This is a genomic window from Streptomyces sp. NPDC101178, assembly GCF_044767965.1.
Lineage (GTDB): Bacteria > Actinomycetota > Actinomycetes > Streptomycetales > Streptomycetaceae > Streptomyces.
In genome coordinates, this window is the sequence record NZ_JBIWOZ010000001.1 from 252,027 (window position 1) to 268,857 (window position 16,831).

Genomic DNA, 16,831 nt, shown 5'->3' on the forward strand with positions numbered 1-16,831 from the left:
GCCTGTTCCGGCGGATCCGACGGGCTCCGGGGCGCGGGGCACCGCCCCTAGCGGCAGTCCTGGTTCTCCGCTGCGGCGGGCCGTGCCAGCGTCACATCCTCCAGCCGCACGCTCATGGCTCTGCCCTGGTCGGACCCGCTTCCCTGCCGGGACGGCGCCCAGAGCCAGACGCGCTCGCCGGAGGCGCCGAAGGTGACGACGGGACGATCGGTGACGAGCGGGCCGTTGTAGACCGGGATGTCCGGCCCCTTCGGCTCCACGCACATCAGGGTGCCGCTCAGTCCGTAGTACCCGGGAGGCGTCCGGCCCGCGCGCACCGCGTCCACGGCGTCCCCCCACGCGTGTCCGGCGGACAGCACTCCGAAGAGGAGCGCGGTGACGACGTACTGCAACGCGGACAGCGGAAGGAGGAAGGTGGGGGCCGACTCACCGGGCATCCGGCCCCAGTAGGTGTGACGGGCCCACCCGGCCACGGCGACGAAGAACAGAGCACAGCCCGCCGCCACAGCCATCGGCTTCAGCGCCGCGTACATCATCGAGTACGTCGTCAAGGGCACCGCTTCCACCGGGATCCCGAAGCCGATGGTCAGGTAGACCGTGTACAGCAGCCGGCCGAACCAGGGCAGGAGCAGCAACAGGGGTGCCAGGAGCGCGGGCACCAGCCAGCTGGCGTGCCGGCTGAACCACGAGGGCACCAGCGCCCAGTGGACGCCGTACCCGATGGCCAGCGCCAGGAGCACTGCCGGAGGAGTGATCACCGCCCTCAGCACGATGCTGCCGCCGAGTTCGCTCATCTCGCCGAGCAGCATGTGGCCGATGTAGACGAGCAGCGCGCAGAAGGCGGCGCTGCCGAGCAGGGCGAGCGGCTTCGGGCGGCGCACGGGCGGACCGCCGACGAACACGGCACCGGCCACCGCGGCGGCCGCCACGGGCAGGAGGCCCAGCCAGCGCCAGGCAGTGTCGAGCGCCAGGACGAGACCGCCGGCAGCCAAGCAGACCACCACACCGAGGACGTAGGCGGCCGCCGTGAGCGCCAACGACCAGAGGCCACCGGGCGTCTCGGGGTCGAGCCACGCGGTCGGCGGCGGAGTGGTGGCGTCCGGCAGATCGGGGGGGCCGGTCAGCTCCTCCCGGTCGGCGTCGAAGGGCCGTCCACCCAGCCGGCTCGCCCCGAGCTCGCTCACGGCACGCGCCCGGTCGGGCGGACCGGCCAGGGACAGCGCACGCTGATCGTGCGAGCCGTTGGCCTGCCGTACGAAGCGGAGCAGCCACCGGGCGGCGGGGGTCCCCTGGTCCGGCGGGCGCAGGCGGGTCCGGTACAGGGTCCGGCGCTCCTTCGGGTTCTCCAGCAGGACCGACTGCCGCACCCAGAGCGGCGCCTTGGCCCGGGAGGCGAGGGACTCCACCCTGCGCACCGCGGCCCGGCGCGCTCCTCTGCGCGCACCCCGCAGACGCACCTCGACGATCATCCCCGTACGGGGAAAGGCTATGGAGGCCCGCTCCTCGACGGTCGCCTCCCGCACCGGCCACCCTTGGGCCGTCAGCAACTCCTCGACCAGTGCGGTCTCGTCCGGTTGATTCGGAACCTCGATGAGGAGCCGGACGCGCCGGTTGAAGGAATGCCCCGTGTCGTGATCCATGAAGGGATTCTGCCGGGCGGTCCGCGGAACACCGATCCCCAGGTCAGAACGATTCTGCCTGGGGACACTCGGTGGGGCGGGTGGACTCGAACCCAACGACGTGACGCCTCTCGCCTGCGACGCCGCCGGGACACCCTGTGGAGCAGCCCATTTCCGTCCGGCAGGATCCCGCTGGATATGACCGACCGGGCTGCGGCGCCTCAAGGTCGCGGCGTCCGGGCCCGCTCCTCCTCGGCTGCGAGAACGCAGGCCTTGATCCGATTGCGGTCGACTTTGCCGGTGGAGGTCCTGGGCAGCGGGTCCGTCACCATCTCGATCACGCTGGGGATCGCCGCGCGCACCGTTCGCTCCGAGCAATGCAGGCGCAGCGAAAGGCTGTTCACACTTCCCGCATCGGTCAGCCGAAGGCGGGCATGCAGGCGATGACCGGCGACCGGATCGGGGAGGGCGATGACGGCGGCCTCGGCAACGGCCGGGTGGTCCAGAAGGATCTGCTCCACACTCTGGGTGCTGACCTGGAAACCACGCACCTTCACCAGGTAGTCGGTCCGGCCGATCACGCTCACGGCGCCGTCCTCGTGCAGGGTGACCACGTCGCCGGTGCGGTAGTAAACAAGGCCGGGTGCACCGTCCGGGTGCGGGGCGAAGGTCTTCGCGTTGGGCGCGTTCACGTATCCCGCACTCTGGAAAGGGGTGTTGACCAAGAGCTCACCCTGACCGGGACCGGTCAACGCCCGGCCGTCCTGGCCGATGATCAGCCAGCGCACACCGGCCAGCGGCCGGCCGATCGGCAGCGGGGTACGGAGGGGCCGGTCCTGGTCCACTTCGTGGAGGAAGCTGTTGTTCGTCTCCGTGCAGCCGTAGTTGTTGTACCAGCGTGCCTTGGAGAAGGTGGTGGACACCCCGGCCAGCACACGAGCGGGCATGCTGTCACCGGCGAAGATGACGTGCTCGGGTGTGTCGAGAGGACGGCTCTCCGCTGTCGCCTCTGCGAGCAGTTGGAAGAGCAACGGCACACCCTGGACCACGGACACCGCGTGATCGGCGACCAGATCACGCAGGTAGCCGGCCGAGGTGCCCCTGTCCGGGTCGACCAGCACGACGGTGCCGCCGTGCGCCAGCGTCGTCCACACGTCCAGCATGCAGAGATCGAAGTTGAGCGGCGCGTAGTTGAGGACAGCGACGCCGGTCGCGATCCCGAAGGTGTCGGCCGCCCAGTCGGTGAAACGGCCGACCGCCCCGGACGACAGCGGAACGACCTTGGGCAGACCGGTCGAGCCGGACGTGGTGAGCATGAAGGTCACGGCTTCGTCGTCGACGGCCGCAGCCGGGGGGCACTCCTCACCACCCGTAGGAGCTCCGGCTGGATCCACCACCCGGTCGACGGGTGGAGCGTCGGTGAGGCCGAGCACCACCGCGCATCCCGTTTGCTGGAAGAGGGCTTTCAGGGGCGCCTCGGGCAGCTCGTGCGAGGGCAGGAGGAAGGAGCGGCCGGCCATCAGGCAGCCGAGCACCAGAGCCACGGCTTCCGGTGACTTGCGTACCAGCAGACCGACGGGACGGTCGGCGTCCGGCGCCGCCTCCTCGACCTGGGTGCGTGCCCTGACCGCCATGGCGTACAGATCGCCGTAACTTACGGGCCGGTCCTCCCAGATGAGCGCGGGTGCGCCGGGCTGGGCGGCCGCGCGAGCCGTGAACGATGCGACGAGTGAGCGGGTCATGCCGCACCACCCGCTCGCGACCGCTCGGCCGTCGCCCGGATGGTCCGCACGGAACGGAAGTTCCCGGCCGTCAGTTCAGGGCCGGTCAGAGTGATGCCGTGCTGCTTCGCCAGCCAGCTCGCGATCTGCAGCACCCCGAGGCTGTCGATCACTCCCGTCGCCAACAGATCGTAATCCGGGTCGAGTTCGGTCCACTCGACATCGGACAGAAAGCGCTCGACGACGAATCGGGCGATCTGATCGTCGGAGATCCTGATCAGTTCCTCCGGCTCGATCCCGGACTCGGTGGTCATTTCTGTTTCCCATCCTGGGGTCGTGACATGGGGAGCACAGCCTTGTCTCGATGCTTCGGTCTCACACCTCGAGGAGCGTGCAGAACCAGTGCATGCCGGGGGAGGCGACACCCGCGAGGGCGACGAGGTCCCCCGGCGCCAGCTCTCCGGCCTCCGCGTGCAGGTGAAGGGAGACCAGTTGATCGGCAGCGCCCATGTGGCCGAATCGGCGGGCGAGTTCGGCGTTGGTGCGGGCGAGGTGGATGCCGATCGCGTCGGCGGCACCGTGGATCGCCCGTTGGCTGTCGTTGAAGTAGACGAGCCGGGTCAGTTCGCTCCGGTCACGGCCGGCCCGTGCCAGAGCCTGATCGACGACGTCGGTGAAGCGTCCGACGACCTCCCCGATGAACCGCCCGAAGCGCTCGGGGTCCGCGCCGAAGTGCTCGTAGACCGCGATCATCGGGTCCAGGTCGCGGTGGGTACGGCCCGGGGGCGGTACGGGGTGGGCGGAACCACCGATCTCGATACGGAACAGATCCGCGAACTCAGGATTGGTGAAGCTGGCGGAGGAGAGCCGGCGGAGGCGTGGATGCCCCCGGCGCAGGACGGCGGCGGCGGCTCCGTCGCTGGCGATGGTGCCGTTGAAGTCCATCCGGTTGGTGTGCGTCTCGCTGACCACGTTGACCATGGCCACCAGTACGGTGCCCGTGTCGGGCGAGAGCGCCATCGCACCGGCCGCGTGGTCGAGGGCCAGCGACCACGCGGCGCAGGACTGGGTGAACAGCACGGTCGGGGTGCCCTGGGCGTCGAGCGCCCTGGCCACCGCCGCCGAGGGGTCCCATCCCAGGTACTGAGGGATGTCGGAGTGGCCGAGGACGATCAGGTCCACGTCCGCGATGCCGAGGCCGGCGTTCTTCAGGGCGACGCGGCACGCCTCAGCCGCCAGGTCGACCGCGGTCACCCCGTCGGCCACCCGGTGATAGCTCTCGTAGCCCAGTTTGGTGACAGCGTCAGGATCGGGAAGGTACTCGTGCGCGGTTCCCGCCACATCACGTGGAGTGCCGAAAGCGGTACCGGTCGCGACGATGCCCATCTCCGTCGGAGTCTCCACTGGCCGTCCTTCAGTTCTCACGGGTATCGGTCTCCTGGGCGGTGAGTACAGCTTCGAGCCCCAGGCCCCAGTGCAGCAGGGACTCGTCCTCACCGGCACGGCCGACGCACTGGAAACCGAGCGGGAGGGCGCCCGCGGGACGGGCGGTGGGGATGGTGAGGCACGGGAGGCCGACACCGCTCCACGGCAGGGACATCACCGAGTCTCCGGCGCTCTCCAGGCCGAGCGGAGCCGGTCCGGTGGCGGCAGGGGTGATCCACAGGTCGACGCCGTGCTCGGCCGTGGAGGCGGCCAGCCGGTCTCGGAACGCGTCGCGTCGCGCCAGTGAGTCGGCGTGGTCGGACGCCTGGGCGCCCTGGCCCTGGCGGATGGCCTCGGCGGTGCGCTCGTCGTAAAGCTCCTCGTAGCGTGCGAACCGGTCGGCGTGCGCCTGGGACAGCTCGTAGAGATTGATCACGAAGAAGTCGAAGACCTCTTCCTCGAAGTTCTCGAACATGGGGACGCTCACCACGTCGTAGCCGGCCGTGCGCATCGCGGCCACCTGCTCGTCGAAAGCGCTGCGCGCCTCCGGCTCGGCGAAGTTCATGTACGGACCCTCCGGGATGCCGAGCACCGGCCGGCCGGGGGCCGCACGGTCGGACCGCCAGTCGTCGCACAGACAGCTCGCGGCCAGCGCGACGTCGGCGACCCGAGCGGTGATCATGCCGACGGTGTCGAAGGTCGGGGCGACGGGGAGGACACCGTCCAGCGGAATGCGTCCGTGGCTGGGCTTGAAGCCGACCACTCCGCAGTACGCGGCGGGGCGGATGAGCGACCCGATGGTCTGGGTGCCGATGGCGAGGGGCACCAGGCCCGCGGCGACGGCCGCGGCGGAGCCGCTGCTCGTTCCGCCCGGGGTGTGCTCCGGACGGTGCGGGTTACGCGTGGGCCCCGGCGCCGTCACGGCGAACTCACCCGTCACCGTCTTTCCCGCGATGACCGCCCCGGCCTTGAGCAGCCGGTCCACGACGGTGGCCTGCCCTCCTGCCATGGCCTCGGGCGGCAGTGCCGAACCCGCCCCGGTGGGCAGCCCCTCGACGTGGATGATGTCCTTGATCCCGACCGGAACGCCGTACAGCGGAGGCAGGTCTCCCGGCTCCTTCCCGCGCCGGCCGGACTCCTGGGCGGCGTGGGCCAACCGGTCCGACCGGCCGGGCTCCGCCACGAAGGACTGGACCGTACCGTCCACTTCCGCGATGCGCTCGATGGTTCTCGCCGCGTACTTCTGCGGCTCGACAGCACCCGTCCGCAGGCTTTCGGCGGCGTCCGTCAGCGATATGGGCCGAACAAGATCTTCCATGGTTTCCTTCATACGTTCCGGTCGGCGGGCATATGTTCCGGTCGGCGGGCCGGGGCCCGTCACCGCTGCTGTGCCTCTCCAAGCGTCTTGGTACCGGTCGCCGGAGTGGGGATGTCGTTCTTCTGAGGAGCCGTCGGTCCGCTCTCCTCGCCGGGGGGCGGGACGCCCGGCGGGAGCAGTTCCTCCACGTCGGCCAGCGGGATGTCGAGCACCCTGAGATACCGCCGCGCCGCGTGCAGGGTGACGGCCAGCAGGGCCATGGCGGCGGCCAGCACCAGGATCGCCCTCTCCACGCCCGCCGCGTCGGCGAGGATGCCCGCTCCCAACGGGCCGATCCACTGGACCCCTTGGACGAAGAAGCGACTGGTCGCCGCGACTCTGCCCTGGTACTGGTCCGGGACCAGCCGGACCTCGTACGACTCGGTCACGACGTTCATCGGCACCATGCTGATCATGGCGACCATCACCACCAGGCCGATCTGCCACGGCTGGGAGACCGACACGACCACGGCGAAGGAGGCCATGAAGACCCACGCGGAGATGATCAGGACCCGCCGTGCGCCCAGCTTGCCCATCAGCAAGGGACCGAGGACCGCTCCGATGACACCACCGGTGACCGCGAGCGAGGTGGCGAGACCGACCGCCGTGGGCCCGCCTCCCCGGTGCTGTATCAGCACCACGAAGAGCAGGATGAAGCCCTCGGCGACGGCGTTGAGCACAGCGCCCCAGATGAGCGTGAACACCAGGTAGTCGCTGCGCCTGATCATGCGCAGGCCGTCGCCCACGTCCTTGGCCAGGCTGGACCTGGGCCCGTCGCCCGGGTGCCGATCCGGGCCGAGGGGCCGGCGGATCAACAGGGAGCCCAGGGTGACGAAGAGGAAGGAGACCGCGTCGAAGAGGAACGGGATCCAGCGGCCCATCGCGTAGAGGAGGCCACCGAGCGGAGCGCCGACCAGCTGGGCGACCATGTCGCGCCCCATCCCTTGGGCCGTCGCGGTCGCTATCTGCTCCTTGGGGACGATCCTGCGGAGAACCGGCATCGAGACAGCGACCCGCAGGCCGGCCGCCAGACCACTGACCAGGGCCATCGCGCCGATCGCGGTGATCGAGGGGGCGCCCCGGTACACCAGCAGGGCGACGACGCCCATCGACACCGCCTGGACCAGCGGTGCGAGACACAGGATGGCGCGGCGGGACACCCGGTCCGCCAGCGCCCCGCCCACCGCGAGGGTGGCCAGCTTGCCGACCATGTGCAGGACGGTGATGACGCCGGCTTGGGCGGCGGATCCGGTCAGGTGGAGGACAAGCAGCGGGAAGGCGAGCGTCGACACGCTGGTGCCCAGCGTCGACAGGCCGTTGCCCGACCACCAGTACATGTAGTCGCGATCCCGCCACAGTGACGGGGGGCCGACCGAAGCCGGCCCGGTCTCCTCGGGACGCGCCTGCGCCATGGCTAGTCGTCCCCTGTCCTTTGTTCTCCACGCTCGTCCGGGCGTATGCCGCCGACCTGCGATGCATGCTGGTCGATGGAGAACAGGCCGGGCCAGGCAGCGCACCGGCAACTCACGGGGCGGGAATTGCCGCTCGACCGACCGGACCACGGTCGTACACCTCGATGGTCCCGGCGCGGATCCGGCCCGCCCTGCCACCGGATCGAACCCCCGACGGCGGGACCGGCGCACCGCTACCGGAAGAATCGCGACGCCGCGTAACCCGTTGTCCAGCAGGAGGAGGCGAGGCGTGATCGCTGAGGTGGTGCCCGCCGAGGTGCGAGCACGGGAGGCGTTCGACGACGACGGCCCGGACGGCCGTCACCCTCTTCGCCACCGAACAGGCGGTGGTGGAAGGGGTGCTCGACGAGCGGCGCAAGGAGTTCACCTGCGCCAAAGAGGCTTCCTACAAGACGCTCTCGCCGTGGACGGGAACCCGTTTCGGCTTTCGGGACTTCACTGTTCGACTGCGGCCCGACGGCACGCTCCTCGCAGTTCTCCCGACGCCTCAAACACCCATTTCATCCCGCGGCCCAGCTGGGTTCACCGGCCGCTGGGCGGCACGTTCCGGCCTCCCCCTGTTCGTAGTGGCACTTTCGGCCAGCTATGTACCGTCCGACCTCCTGGACGATTTGGCGTCGAAAGCAGGGAAAAATTGGGACAATCAGGAACAAGCAATCCGATGGAACTGGCGATCTTCATCATGCGGCAATGTCATTTCAAGCCAATCTCGCCCGTCCGGGAGCACATCGATGCGGTACTTTCAAGCCGTCATGAGCGTTCGTCGACTCGGTCAGCGCCCCTTCGGGGACGGTAGCCCCCGTCGACCTCGGAAGAGTGCGGCGTTTCTTGTCCGGGCGCCCGGAAGGACGACGTGTTGGACGGGCGCTGCGCAGGCGGTACGAGCAAGCACGCCCTTGCCGTACCCAGGCCTCCCCATGCACGTGCTCCACAAGGAGCGAATAGGCACATGCTGATGATTACAGCATGTACACCGGTGGGCCGTGCGATTGCCGACGAGTTACAGCCGGCCGAAGCCGGAGCGACCCGAGCCGTCCCGCTCAGCCGAATTTTCTGCCACCTCCGCATCTCCCACTCGGATGAGGTCTTGGAGTAGGGTCCTCCGTAATTGCAGGAGATGTTTCACAGAGCCGCTCGTCAGCGCATACGCGAACCTCACAGCGCCACAAACGCCACGGCTCGCCTATCGGTACCACCGCTCTCATAAAGAATGCGGCGACCGGATTTTCGCATCGCACGGATGCGCACGACTGGCACTGTTAATAATTCACGGGGGGCTTACATGCCGATTCTGAAGGAACACTACTCTTTCGACAGAACAGACATTCATCAGCTCCGCGACTTCCTGGTCAATCAGCGCAGACTGTCCGGCTGGACGCAGGAGGAGCTCTCCGACCGCTCCGGCGTCAGTGTCCGGACCATCCGCAATCTGGAGACCGGTTCCAACACCAATCCACGTCGGACGTCCGTCAGCCTGCTGCTCACCGCGCTCGGCGCCACCGCCACCGCGTTCCCCGAGCCGGCGCCCTGGGACAGCGGGCGCAGGCCGGCGCTCGGGCAGTCCCCGGACCTCCACTCCGACCCGACGGCACTCCCGCCGTGGCAGGGCCCCCGGCCCTTGGGCGACGCGTTGGTGGGCCGCCAGGCCGACCTGGGGCACGTCCTCTCCGCCGCGCAGCGCAGCCGGCTGATCGTTCTCACCGGGCCCGGAGGAGTGGGCAAGACCCGCATCGCCCTGGCGGCGGCGTCCCGGCTGCGCCCACTGTTCCAGGGCGGAGTGGCCGTCGCCGAACTGCACGACGTCCCGCCACAGCATCTGGAACCCGCCGCCTCGGCAGCCGAGTTGACGCGTGTAGTGCGGCGCCTGACCAGCGGCAACGAAGGCGGCGTGCGGGGCAGCGCCGGGCTCGGACGGCGGCTCCTGGTCCTGGACAGCGCCGAGCATGTCTCGCAGCAGACGGCGCGGATCGCGCGGCAACTCCTCGACGAGCATCCGGGGCTCCAGATCATCGTGACCTCGCGCCGCGCCCTGGCCGTCGGCGCGGCCGAGACCTGGGAGGTCGAGCCGCTCTCGTGCGACCGGCGGGACGACTCGGACACCGAACTCCCCAGTGCGGTGGAGCTGTTCGTGCGCCGGGTCCGGGCCAGTCTGCCGACGCTCGACCTGGGCAACCGCCTGCCGCTGGTGCAGCAGCTCTGCCGGCTCCTCGACGGCATGCCACTCGCGATAGAAGTGGCCGCGCGAGGACTCAGATCGCTCCCTCTCACCACTCTCCTGCACGACGGGACGCTCTTCCACCTGCTCGCACACGTCGACGCCGGTGACCTGTCGCGGCACCGCACGCTGTCGGACAGCGTGCGGTGGAGCTACGAACTGCTGCCCGCCCCTCATCGCGAGCTGCTCCGTGAGCTGTCCTCGCTGCCCGGCACGTTCTCCCTGGACGCGATCCCGGCCCGGGCGGGCGGGGGATTCGGCAGCACACGCGTAGCCCACCTCCTGGCCGAACTCGCCGACGTCTCACTGGTCCAGATCAATCGGGGGCAGCAGTACAGGTACGGGGTCCACGCACTCGTACGCCATTGGGTCACGCAGGAGGAAGCCTCGACGGACCTCGGACGGTCCGCCGAGCAGGCCCGCGAACAGCCTGTACTGGCGGGCAGCGCCTGGCGCCGGGCCATCTGACGCGCCACCGGGGACGGCGGCCCGCTCATGCGGGCGCCGGCCCGGCGGCTGACCTGACCGTCTGGAGCGAGAAGTGCCGCGGGCCTTCGAGGCTCGACAGCATCAGCTCCTCCAGCCACGGCAGGCAGCTCTCCTCCAGCTCGGTCGTGTGGTCGAGCCGCCGCAGCAGTCGCTGGAGCGCCAGCACCAGCCATCCGCTGCCGCCCGGCTCCGCCCGCTCCCGCTCGAAGGAGTAGAGCCAGGTGTAGAGGCAGGAGGCAGCCGCGTGGTGGACGCTGTGCTCGGTGGCCTGATCCTGCCCGTGCGTGGAGGCGGCGTCGGGCGCCTCGGCGGCGATCCGAGCGTAGAAGTCGGTCCGGCGTCGGGAGAGTTCGCTGAGAACCTTGACGAGGGCGGCGCCCTCGGGCCCGACGAGTTCGCGTTCCGCGATCCGGCTGGCCTCGGCGGCCGCCGGACCCCAGCCCCGGGTGATCTCGTCCTCACTGGCGTTGGTCAGCCGCAGCGCCCTGCCCGACGGATGCCACTGCGGGGCGTCCTCGGACCAGTCGAAGAGCTGCCGCAGGACCTCTTCCCCGCCGACGGCGGGACGGTCGGCCACTCGCGCCACCGCGGGAAGCTGTGCGGCGATGCTGTGGAGGTTGACGTGTGTGGTCCCCTCGAAGATGCTCGCTATCGCATGGTCGCGCTGGAGCTTCTGGAACGCGCCGGAAGCCACGCCTTCCCGCAGATAGCTCCGGGCTCCGAGAACCCTGGCCGCCTCCTGCACCACCTCCTCGCCGAGGGTCGGGACGAGGTATTTGACCACGGACGACCACAGGCTGAGCCGGGACGGCACGATGGAGAGCGAACGCGCCACCGGCAGCGCCGTGCACTCCGCGATCAGCAGGTCCACATGGGAGTGGACCAGATGCCGCCGGATGACCGGAAGCCGGTAGATCTCCTGTCCGTAGAGCACCCGCTCACGCGCGTGACGCAGAGCGATCCGCAGCACCGAGTCCATGGTGCCGATGGACAGTGCTCCGATCGCCGTACGGGTGATCTGGAGCACCTGGAGGATGCCGACCAGTCCGGCACCGGGACGCCCGAGGAGTGCGCCGGCGGGCACCCTGGTGCGGTCGAAGGTGATCCCGCTGAGGTCGTGGCCACGCAGCCCGACCGTTTTCACGAACGGGTGGTTGGTCCAACTCCCTTTCTCCAGCTGCTCCTTGTCCAGGAGCAGCAAGGAGGACCGCGAACCGTCGATCGCTGCGTAGACGGTGACGAAACGGCCCCGGGTCGCATTGCCGACGGGCCACTTCTCGCCGGTCAGGAGGAAATCGTCACCGTCCCGCTCGGCCATGGTCTCGTTGGTGCCGAGATCGCTGCCGTGGTCGGGTTCGGAAACCGCGAAGCAGGCCAGTTCTCCGTCCAGGAGAGCACCCGCGACCCGTGCGCGCTGCTCGTCGTTCCCCCACAGCCAGACCGAGTTGACCCCGAGGAGGGCAGAGCCGAACATCACCGCGAGCGTCAGATTGCGGCGCGCGAGCGTACGCGTGAGCAGGAAGAGGTCTTCAAGGTTCCGGAGCCGGCCGCCGAAGTCCTCGGGCACCAGGTAACCGGAGAATCCCCACGATCTGAGCAGCTCCACCGCCCCTGGTGGAAGACTGTCGTTCTCCTCGTGCGCCACGATCTCGGCGAAGCTGAAGGGACCGCTCCCGGCGGCCGGGTCACCGAGCGTCCGCTCCAGATCGGCGACCAGCGCGTGGGCCGTGCGCTCGCCTGCGGGGCCGCTCATACCAGGGGGCTGTCGACGCCGTAGCGGCTGAACATGCCGTCCAAGGCTTCCGCGTCGGGCAGCTCCGCCCGGCCCGCGACCACCTCGGCGCTGACCAGCTCGATCACATCACTGACCCGCTCCAGCTTCATGGCGGCCTCAGGGTTCAGCGCCTGGAGGGTGAAGAGGTCCTCCAGGTTGTATCCGAGCTCCGCGAGAACCAAGGAGTGGAAGCCGAGGTCACCGACGAGCCGGTGGTCGAGGTCGATCCGGTCCAGCTTGCGAGGCGCGACCACCTGGACCATACCGATCACCACGGGAGCGATGGCCTCGGTGCCGATCGCGGCAGGAGTGTGAGTCATGCCGTCGACGCTAGGACCTGCCGATGACCGGGCCCAGGCAACGAGCCCGGCAAGCGCGCGGCAACTAGCAGCCTGTCGGGCAACCCGCCGACCGTCCAGGGCATCATGACGCCTCGTCGGTCGTCATGACCCCGTGGAGGTGGACCCGGCCCGGCCGTCGAGGCGTGAACAGCGCTCCGAGAACCCGCCGCCCAGACGAAGTTGCCGCCCGCCTGCCTTGTCGTGACCGGGCTCGGCGATGAGGCTGACCGGCATGAGCACAGCGGACAGCACGCCGGCGGTCGACTGGGTCAGCGCCCGGTTCACCGTCGGGAACCCGCGCCTGAGGCTGATATGCCTTCCGCCGGCGGGCAGTGGCGCGGGCGCCTTCCATGCCTGGCGGCCTTACGTCCCCGAGCACATGGAGCTGGTGCCGGTGGAGCTGCCGGGCCGCGGCTCGCGGATCGACGAGCCCGTACCGGACGATCTCGACGCACTGGTCGAGGCCCTTCTGCACGGCCTTGAGCCCGAACTGAATGTGCCCTATGCCCTGTTCGGCCACAGCTTCGGCGCCGTGGTGGCGTACGAGCTGGCGCTGCGGATCGAGCGGGCGGGGCTGCGGCCGCCCAGCGCCCTGCTGGCCTCGGCGTCCCGGGCGCCGCATCTGCCCCTGATGCGTGAGCCGATCTCGGCGGGCTCCGACGACGAGCTGATCGCCTGGCTGCTGAGTACCGGCGGGCTGCCGCGCGAACTCCTGGCCTTCCCCGACTTTCTGAGCGATCTGCTGACGGCCGTCCGGGGCGACCTGGCCCTCGCCGAGGGCTACGTCATTCCGCACCCGGTCGCCGTGAGCTGCCCCCTCTTCACCTTCGCCGGCGAGGACGACACGGTGGTCCCGGTGGCACAGGTCAGACCATGGGCCGCGTACACACCGGCGGAGCACCGGACCCGGGTGCTGCCCGGCGGTCACTCGTTCCCGGGCACCCACCCCCGGCAGACGATGTCAGCGGTGCTCGACTCCCTGCCGGCTCTCCGGTGAGGCTCACCGGCTGAGACGAGAGACCGCTCAGGAAGTTCGAGTACACGTAGGTCGGCGGGCCTGTCGGACGAGCCTGGGCGACCAGGTCGCACAGGCTCTCCAGGAGGGCCGTCAGCTCGGCGCGGGCCAGGAACGCGCCGAGGCAGAAGTGGGGCCCGTAGGCGAACGACAGGTGCTTGTTGGGGGTCCTGGCCAGGTCGAACTCGTCGGGCTCGGCGAAGACGCGGCCGTCGCGGTTGGCGGAGGCCAGCCAGGTGGTGACGATGTCGCCCTCCTCGACGAACTGGTCGCCGAGGAAGAGGTCCTGGGTCGCGGTCCGCCCGCTGTGCAGGGCGGGGCTCGTCCAGCGCAGTACCTCCTCGACCGCCGAGCTCGTCGTCACTTCGCCCGACTTGAGGGCCCGGAACTGGTCGGGCCGCTCCATCAGCGCCTGGAGCCCGCCGACCATCGAGAAACGGGTCGTCTCGTGGCCGCCCATGATGATGCTGTAGCAGTTGAAGACGATCTCCTCGTGCGTGAGGGGCCGCCCGTCGATCTCCTTGGTCACCAGCAGGCTGACGACGTCGTCGTACGGTTTGTCGTGACGGGCGGCGGCCAGCTCCGAGAAGTAGAGCAGCAGTCCGTTGCGCGACGCCCAGGTCGCCTCCTCGTCGGGGCGCCCGTCCTCGGTGGACAGGGCGGAGGAGGTGAGTTCGATGATGTGCTGCCGGTCGGTGGGCGGCACGCCGAGCAGGTCGCAGATGGCGGCGAGCGGGATGTGCGCGGCCACGTCGGCCGCGAAGTCCACCTCGCCCCGCTCCACCGCCTCCTCGACCAGCCGCCGGGTACCCCGCCGTACGCTCTCGACCACCACGTCGAGGGATCGCGGCGAGAACGGCTTCAGCAGGGCGCTGCGCAGCGCCTTGTGCGGCTGCCCGTCCGTGACGGCGAGCATCCTCCCGGCCGCCGAGTCACCGCCGGCGAGCAGGGTGTCCAGCACGTTTCCCCGCTCAGAGGTGAAGCTCGCGCTGTCGCTGAGCACCGAGACGACGTCCGCGTGACCACTGATCACCCAGAACCCTGGACGGCTGTCGCTCTCGGGTTGCCAGTGCACCGGCGCCTCGTCCCGCAGGCGGCGCCACAACGGCCCCAGGTCGTGGTTGGCGTGCAGGAGCGGATCGGCCAGATCGACGGCGTCGAGCGGGCCCTGATCGAGCGCGGGGCGGGTGTCCATGGGGCGGTTTCCTCGGACTCGGTTACGGGCGGGCGACAGCGGAAGCGCGCGATGCGGACGGCGGCCGGGCGCCGCCGTCCGGGTCAGCGCATCGGCTCGGTGGGGCCGGGGAAGAACGCTGTGGTGGCACCGGCTGTCTCCGCGCCGTCCACGGTGAACTGCTGACCGGAGATGAAGGACGCCTGCGGCGAGGCCAGGAAATGGAACACGTCCGCGATCTCCTCGGGCAGGGCGTGCCGCCGGGCCGGGATGCGTTCGTTGACCTCGTCGAGCATCGCGTCGGTGTATTCGGCGCGCTGCATGGGTGTCAGTACGGCGCCGGGGGCGACACACGCCGTCCTGATCAGCGGGCTCAGCTCCACGGCGAAGGTCTGGCACAGCGAGGCGACACCTGCCTTGCTGGCGTTGTAGTCCGCGTAGAGGGGGTAGCCGCGCGACCCGTTGACGGACGCCGTCGCCAGGAGCACCCCGCGTCCTTCCCGCAGCATGTGCGGAACGGCGTGCCGCCACAGGGCGAGGACACCCATCAGATTGACATCCAGGGTGCGCCGGGCGTCCGCCTCCGTGAGGTCGAGGATGGAATGCCGGACGCTGATGCCCGCATTGGCGATGACGACGTCGATGCGGCCGCGCTCGGCGTGCACCCGGTCGACGGCCTCACCCACGGCGGTCCAGTCGGCGATGTCGAGCATGACCGTACGGATCTCGCCTCCCCCCTCGCGAGGGCCGTCCGCCGCGTCCCCGGTGAGTGCCTGGATGTCGAGATTGACCACGTGGTCGCCCGAGCGGGCGAACCGCTCGGCGGTGGCGAGTCCGATACCGCTGGACGCGCCGGACACGATGACTGTGCGCATGATGCCTTTCCTGTTCCTTCCGCCCGACCGGCTCAGACGATGACGCGGTGGTTGCCGAGTACGTATCCGCTGAAGTTGCGGCGCAGGTTGCGGCTGACCGTGAGCTTCTTCAGCCAGCGGTCGGTGCCGTCGTACCGAGCCGTGAACGACCGGCGGCCGTGCACAGCCCGGTAGTTGTCCACGATGAGCAGCGAGCCGGGGCCCACGGCGACGTCCCGCTGTACCCGGTGCAGCTCGGCCATCAGCCGGTCGAGCGCGCCCTCGGCCTCGGTGTCCCCCGGTGCGACATCCATGAACGGCCGGTCGATGCGCAGGTAGGGATTGAACCGGTCGCCCGACAGAACGGCGGTCGGAACGGCGCTGTCGATCATCCCGTACAGCTTCTCCAGCGCGGGATGTGCGGGGTCCAGGGCCTCCAGCTGCCGTATGTGCTCGGTGTCCGGCATGATCCGGAAGCGGGCCTCGGCGAGTACCGCGCGGTCGTGGTCGCTCAGCCGGACGTCACGGACGGAGGCGACGATGGTCGGCACCAGGTCGGGGTTGCGCAGCCCGAAGAGCAGGAGGTAGTCGCAGCGGTTGGGGTGGAAGCCGTCCTCGGTGTGGAACTCCAGCAGGCTCTCGCTGCCGTAGCCGCTCTGCCGCAGCTCGTCGCCCCGGATCGGCAGGATGTTCTGGATGATGCGCCCTTCCTGAAGGGTCTCCCAGCCGAACGGGTCGCCCAGCGCCATGCCGCACATCGCCAGCCACAGCTCCTGGGACCGGGCCGCGTCGGAGCGGATGGCGTGGCGCCAGTGGTCGGGGGTGGGTCCGATCAGCGCGTCGTCCACCGGGAAGCCGTGCACCAGGCATGCCGCGGACCTCTCGGTCCTGCGGTAGGAGAGGAGGAATCTGCGCAGACCGGCGGGGAGAAGCTCCTCTGCCGTGTGGGCGTGGTCGTAGAAGTCCGGCAGGCCGGGTGCCCCGTGGGCGTCACGGAGCCGTGCGGCGGCCTCCTCCAACTGAGTGACCTCGGTGGCGTCCAGGTGGTATTCGGCAGGAGTGTCGCCGCGGTCCTTTCCCGGCAGGGCCGCCGCGGCCACGTCCGGGGAAGGTACGTCAACAGTCGGGGTGCTGCTGGTCATGTCGGTTGTCCTCACCTGGTCGTGACCGCTCGGGTCGTCCGTCGTTCGGTCCTGTGCGGTCCGCGCCGGGTGGCCGGGCCGCGTGGTGGTGCCCACCGGACCGGCCTGGCAGGGTCCAGGCCTTTCGTGGTCCGGGGATGGCGCTCGGTGCGGTGGTGGGTGTTCGGTGCTGGGTGTTCGGTGCTGGGTGTTCGGTGCTGGGTGTTCGGTGGTGCGTCGGCCCCGTGTGCGAG

At 69.9% G+C, this 16,831-nt stretch carries 12 protein-coding genes and 1 pseudogene; 2 read left to right on the forward strand and 11 right to left on the reverse strand.

Annotation, left to right across the window (positions count from 1 at the left end; translation table 11 throughout):
* Window positions 1–47: 47 nt before the first annotated feature.
* The 6 genes from ACIRR8_RS01145 to ACIRR8_RS01170 all read right to left on the reverse strand — a co-directional run bounded on the left by ACIRR8_RS01145 (window position 48) and on the right by ACIRR8_RS01170 (window position 7,534).
* The gene (locus ACIRR8_RS01145) at window positions 48–1,640 is read right to left on the reverse strand and encodes a hypothetical protein (RefSeq protein WP_404057632.1); all 1,593 of its coding nucleotides are present in this window, start codon (window positions 1,638–1,640) and stop codon (window positions 48–50) included.
* A 200-nt stretch (window positions 1,641–1,840) separates the two neighbouring features.
* Window positions 1,841–3,361, reverse strand: coding sequence for an AMP-binding protein (locus tag ACIRR8_RS01150; protein WP_404057634.1), 1,521 nt, complete (start codon window positions 3,359–3,361; stop codon window positions 1,841–1,843).
* Complete coding sequence (locus tag ACIRR8_RS01155) at window positions 3,358–3,654, reverse strand: phosphopantetheine-binding protein (RefSeq protein WP_404057636.1); 297 nt, start codon at window positions 3,652–3,654, stop codon at window positions 3,358–3,360. Before ACIRR8_RS01155 ends, ACIRR8_RS01150 begins: the two co-directional genes overlap by 4 nt.
* A gap of 61 nt (window positions 3,655–3,715) precedes the next feature.
* Window positions 3,716–4,744: a 3-oxoacyl-ACP synthase III family protein gene (locus tag ACIRR8_RS01160; protein WP_404057638.1), complete on the reverse strand. Its 1,029-nt coding sequence runs from the start codon at window positions 4,742–4,744 to the stop codon at window positions 3,716–3,718.
* 10 nt (window positions 4,745–4,754) lie between these two features.
* Window positions 4,755–6,083: an amidase gene (locus ACIRR8_RS01165; RefSeq protein WP_404057640.1), complete on the reverse strand. Its 1,329-nt coding sequence runs from the start codon at window positions 6,081–6,083 to the stop codon at window positions 4,755–4,757.
* A 59-nt stretch (window positions 6,084–6,142) separates the two neighbouring features.
* Window positions 6,143–7,534, reverse strand: a complete 1,392-nt coding sequence (locus ACIRR8_RS01170) for an MFS transporter (RefSeq protein ID WP_404057642.1) — start codon at window positions 7,532–7,534, stop codon at window positions 6,143–6,145.
* Window positions 7,535–8,876: 1,342 nt separating this feature from the next.
* On the opposite strand from ACIRR8_RS01170, the gene ACIRR8_RS01175 reads away from it, so the two are divergent.
* The gene (locus ACIRR8_RS01175) at window positions 8,877–10,277 is read left to right on the forward strand and encodes a helix-turn-helix domain-containing protein (RefSeq protein ID WP_404057644.1); all 1,401 of its coding nucleotides are present in this window, start codon (window positions 8,877–8,879) and stop codon (window positions 10,275–10,277) included.
* 25 nt (window positions 10,278–10,302) lie between these two features.
* On the opposite strand, the gene ACIRR8_RS01180 is transcribed toward ACIRR8_RS01175, so the two are convergent.
* Entirely contained in the window at window positions 10,303–12,051 is a 1,749-nt protein-coding gene (locus tag ACIRR8_RS01180; RefSeq protein ID WP_404057646.1) for an acyl-CoA dehydrogenase family protein, read from the reverse strand.
* On the reverse strand, window positions 12,048–12,392 hold the full coding sequence (locus ACIRR8_RS01185; protein WP_350675230.1) for an acyl carrier protein: 345 nt from the start codon (window positions 12,390–12,392) through the stop codon (window positions 12,048–12,050). The genes ACIRR8_RS01180 and ACIRR8_RS01185 overlap by 4 nt, the downstream gene beginning before the upstream one ends.
* 253 nt (window positions 12,393–12,645) lie before the next feature.
* Between ACIRR8_RS01185 and ACIRR8_RS01190 the strand changes: the two are divergent.
* Window positions 12,646–13,323, forward strand: a pseudogene (locus ACIRR8_RS01190) (thioesterase II family protein); the annotation flags it as partial.
* On the opposite strand, the gene ACIRR8_RS01195 reads toward ACIRR8_RS01190, so the two are convergent.
* From ACIRR8_RS01195 to gntD, 3 genes are all read right to left on the reverse strand, one after another.
* The gene (locus ACIRR8_RS01195; protein ID WP_404057649.1) at window positions 13,280–14,623 is read right to left on the reverse strand and encodes a cytochrome P450; all 1,344 of its coding nucleotides are present in this window, start codon (window positions 14,621–14,623) and stop codon (window positions 13,280–13,282) included. The pseudogene ACIRR8_RS01190 and the gene ACIRR8_RS01195 sit on opposite strands and share 44 nt — an antisense overlap.
* Window positions 14,624–14,706: 83 nt before the next feature.
* Window positions 14,707–15,477, reverse strand: a complete 771-nt coding sequence (locus tag ACIRR8_RS01200; RefSeq protein WP_404057651.1) for an SDR family NAD(P)-dependent oxidoreductase — start codon at window positions 15,475–15,477, stop codon at window positions 14,707–14,709.
* Between the two features lie 32 nt (window positions 15,478–15,509).
* A complete protein-coding gene (gntD, locus tag ACIRR8_RS01205; RefSeq protein WP_404057653.1) occupies window positions 15,510–16,598 on the reverse strand; it encodes a guanitoxin biosynthesis L-enduracididine beta-hydroxylase GntD in 1,089 nt (362 codons plus the stop codon).
* Window positions 16,599–16,831: the final 233 nt, after the last annotated feature.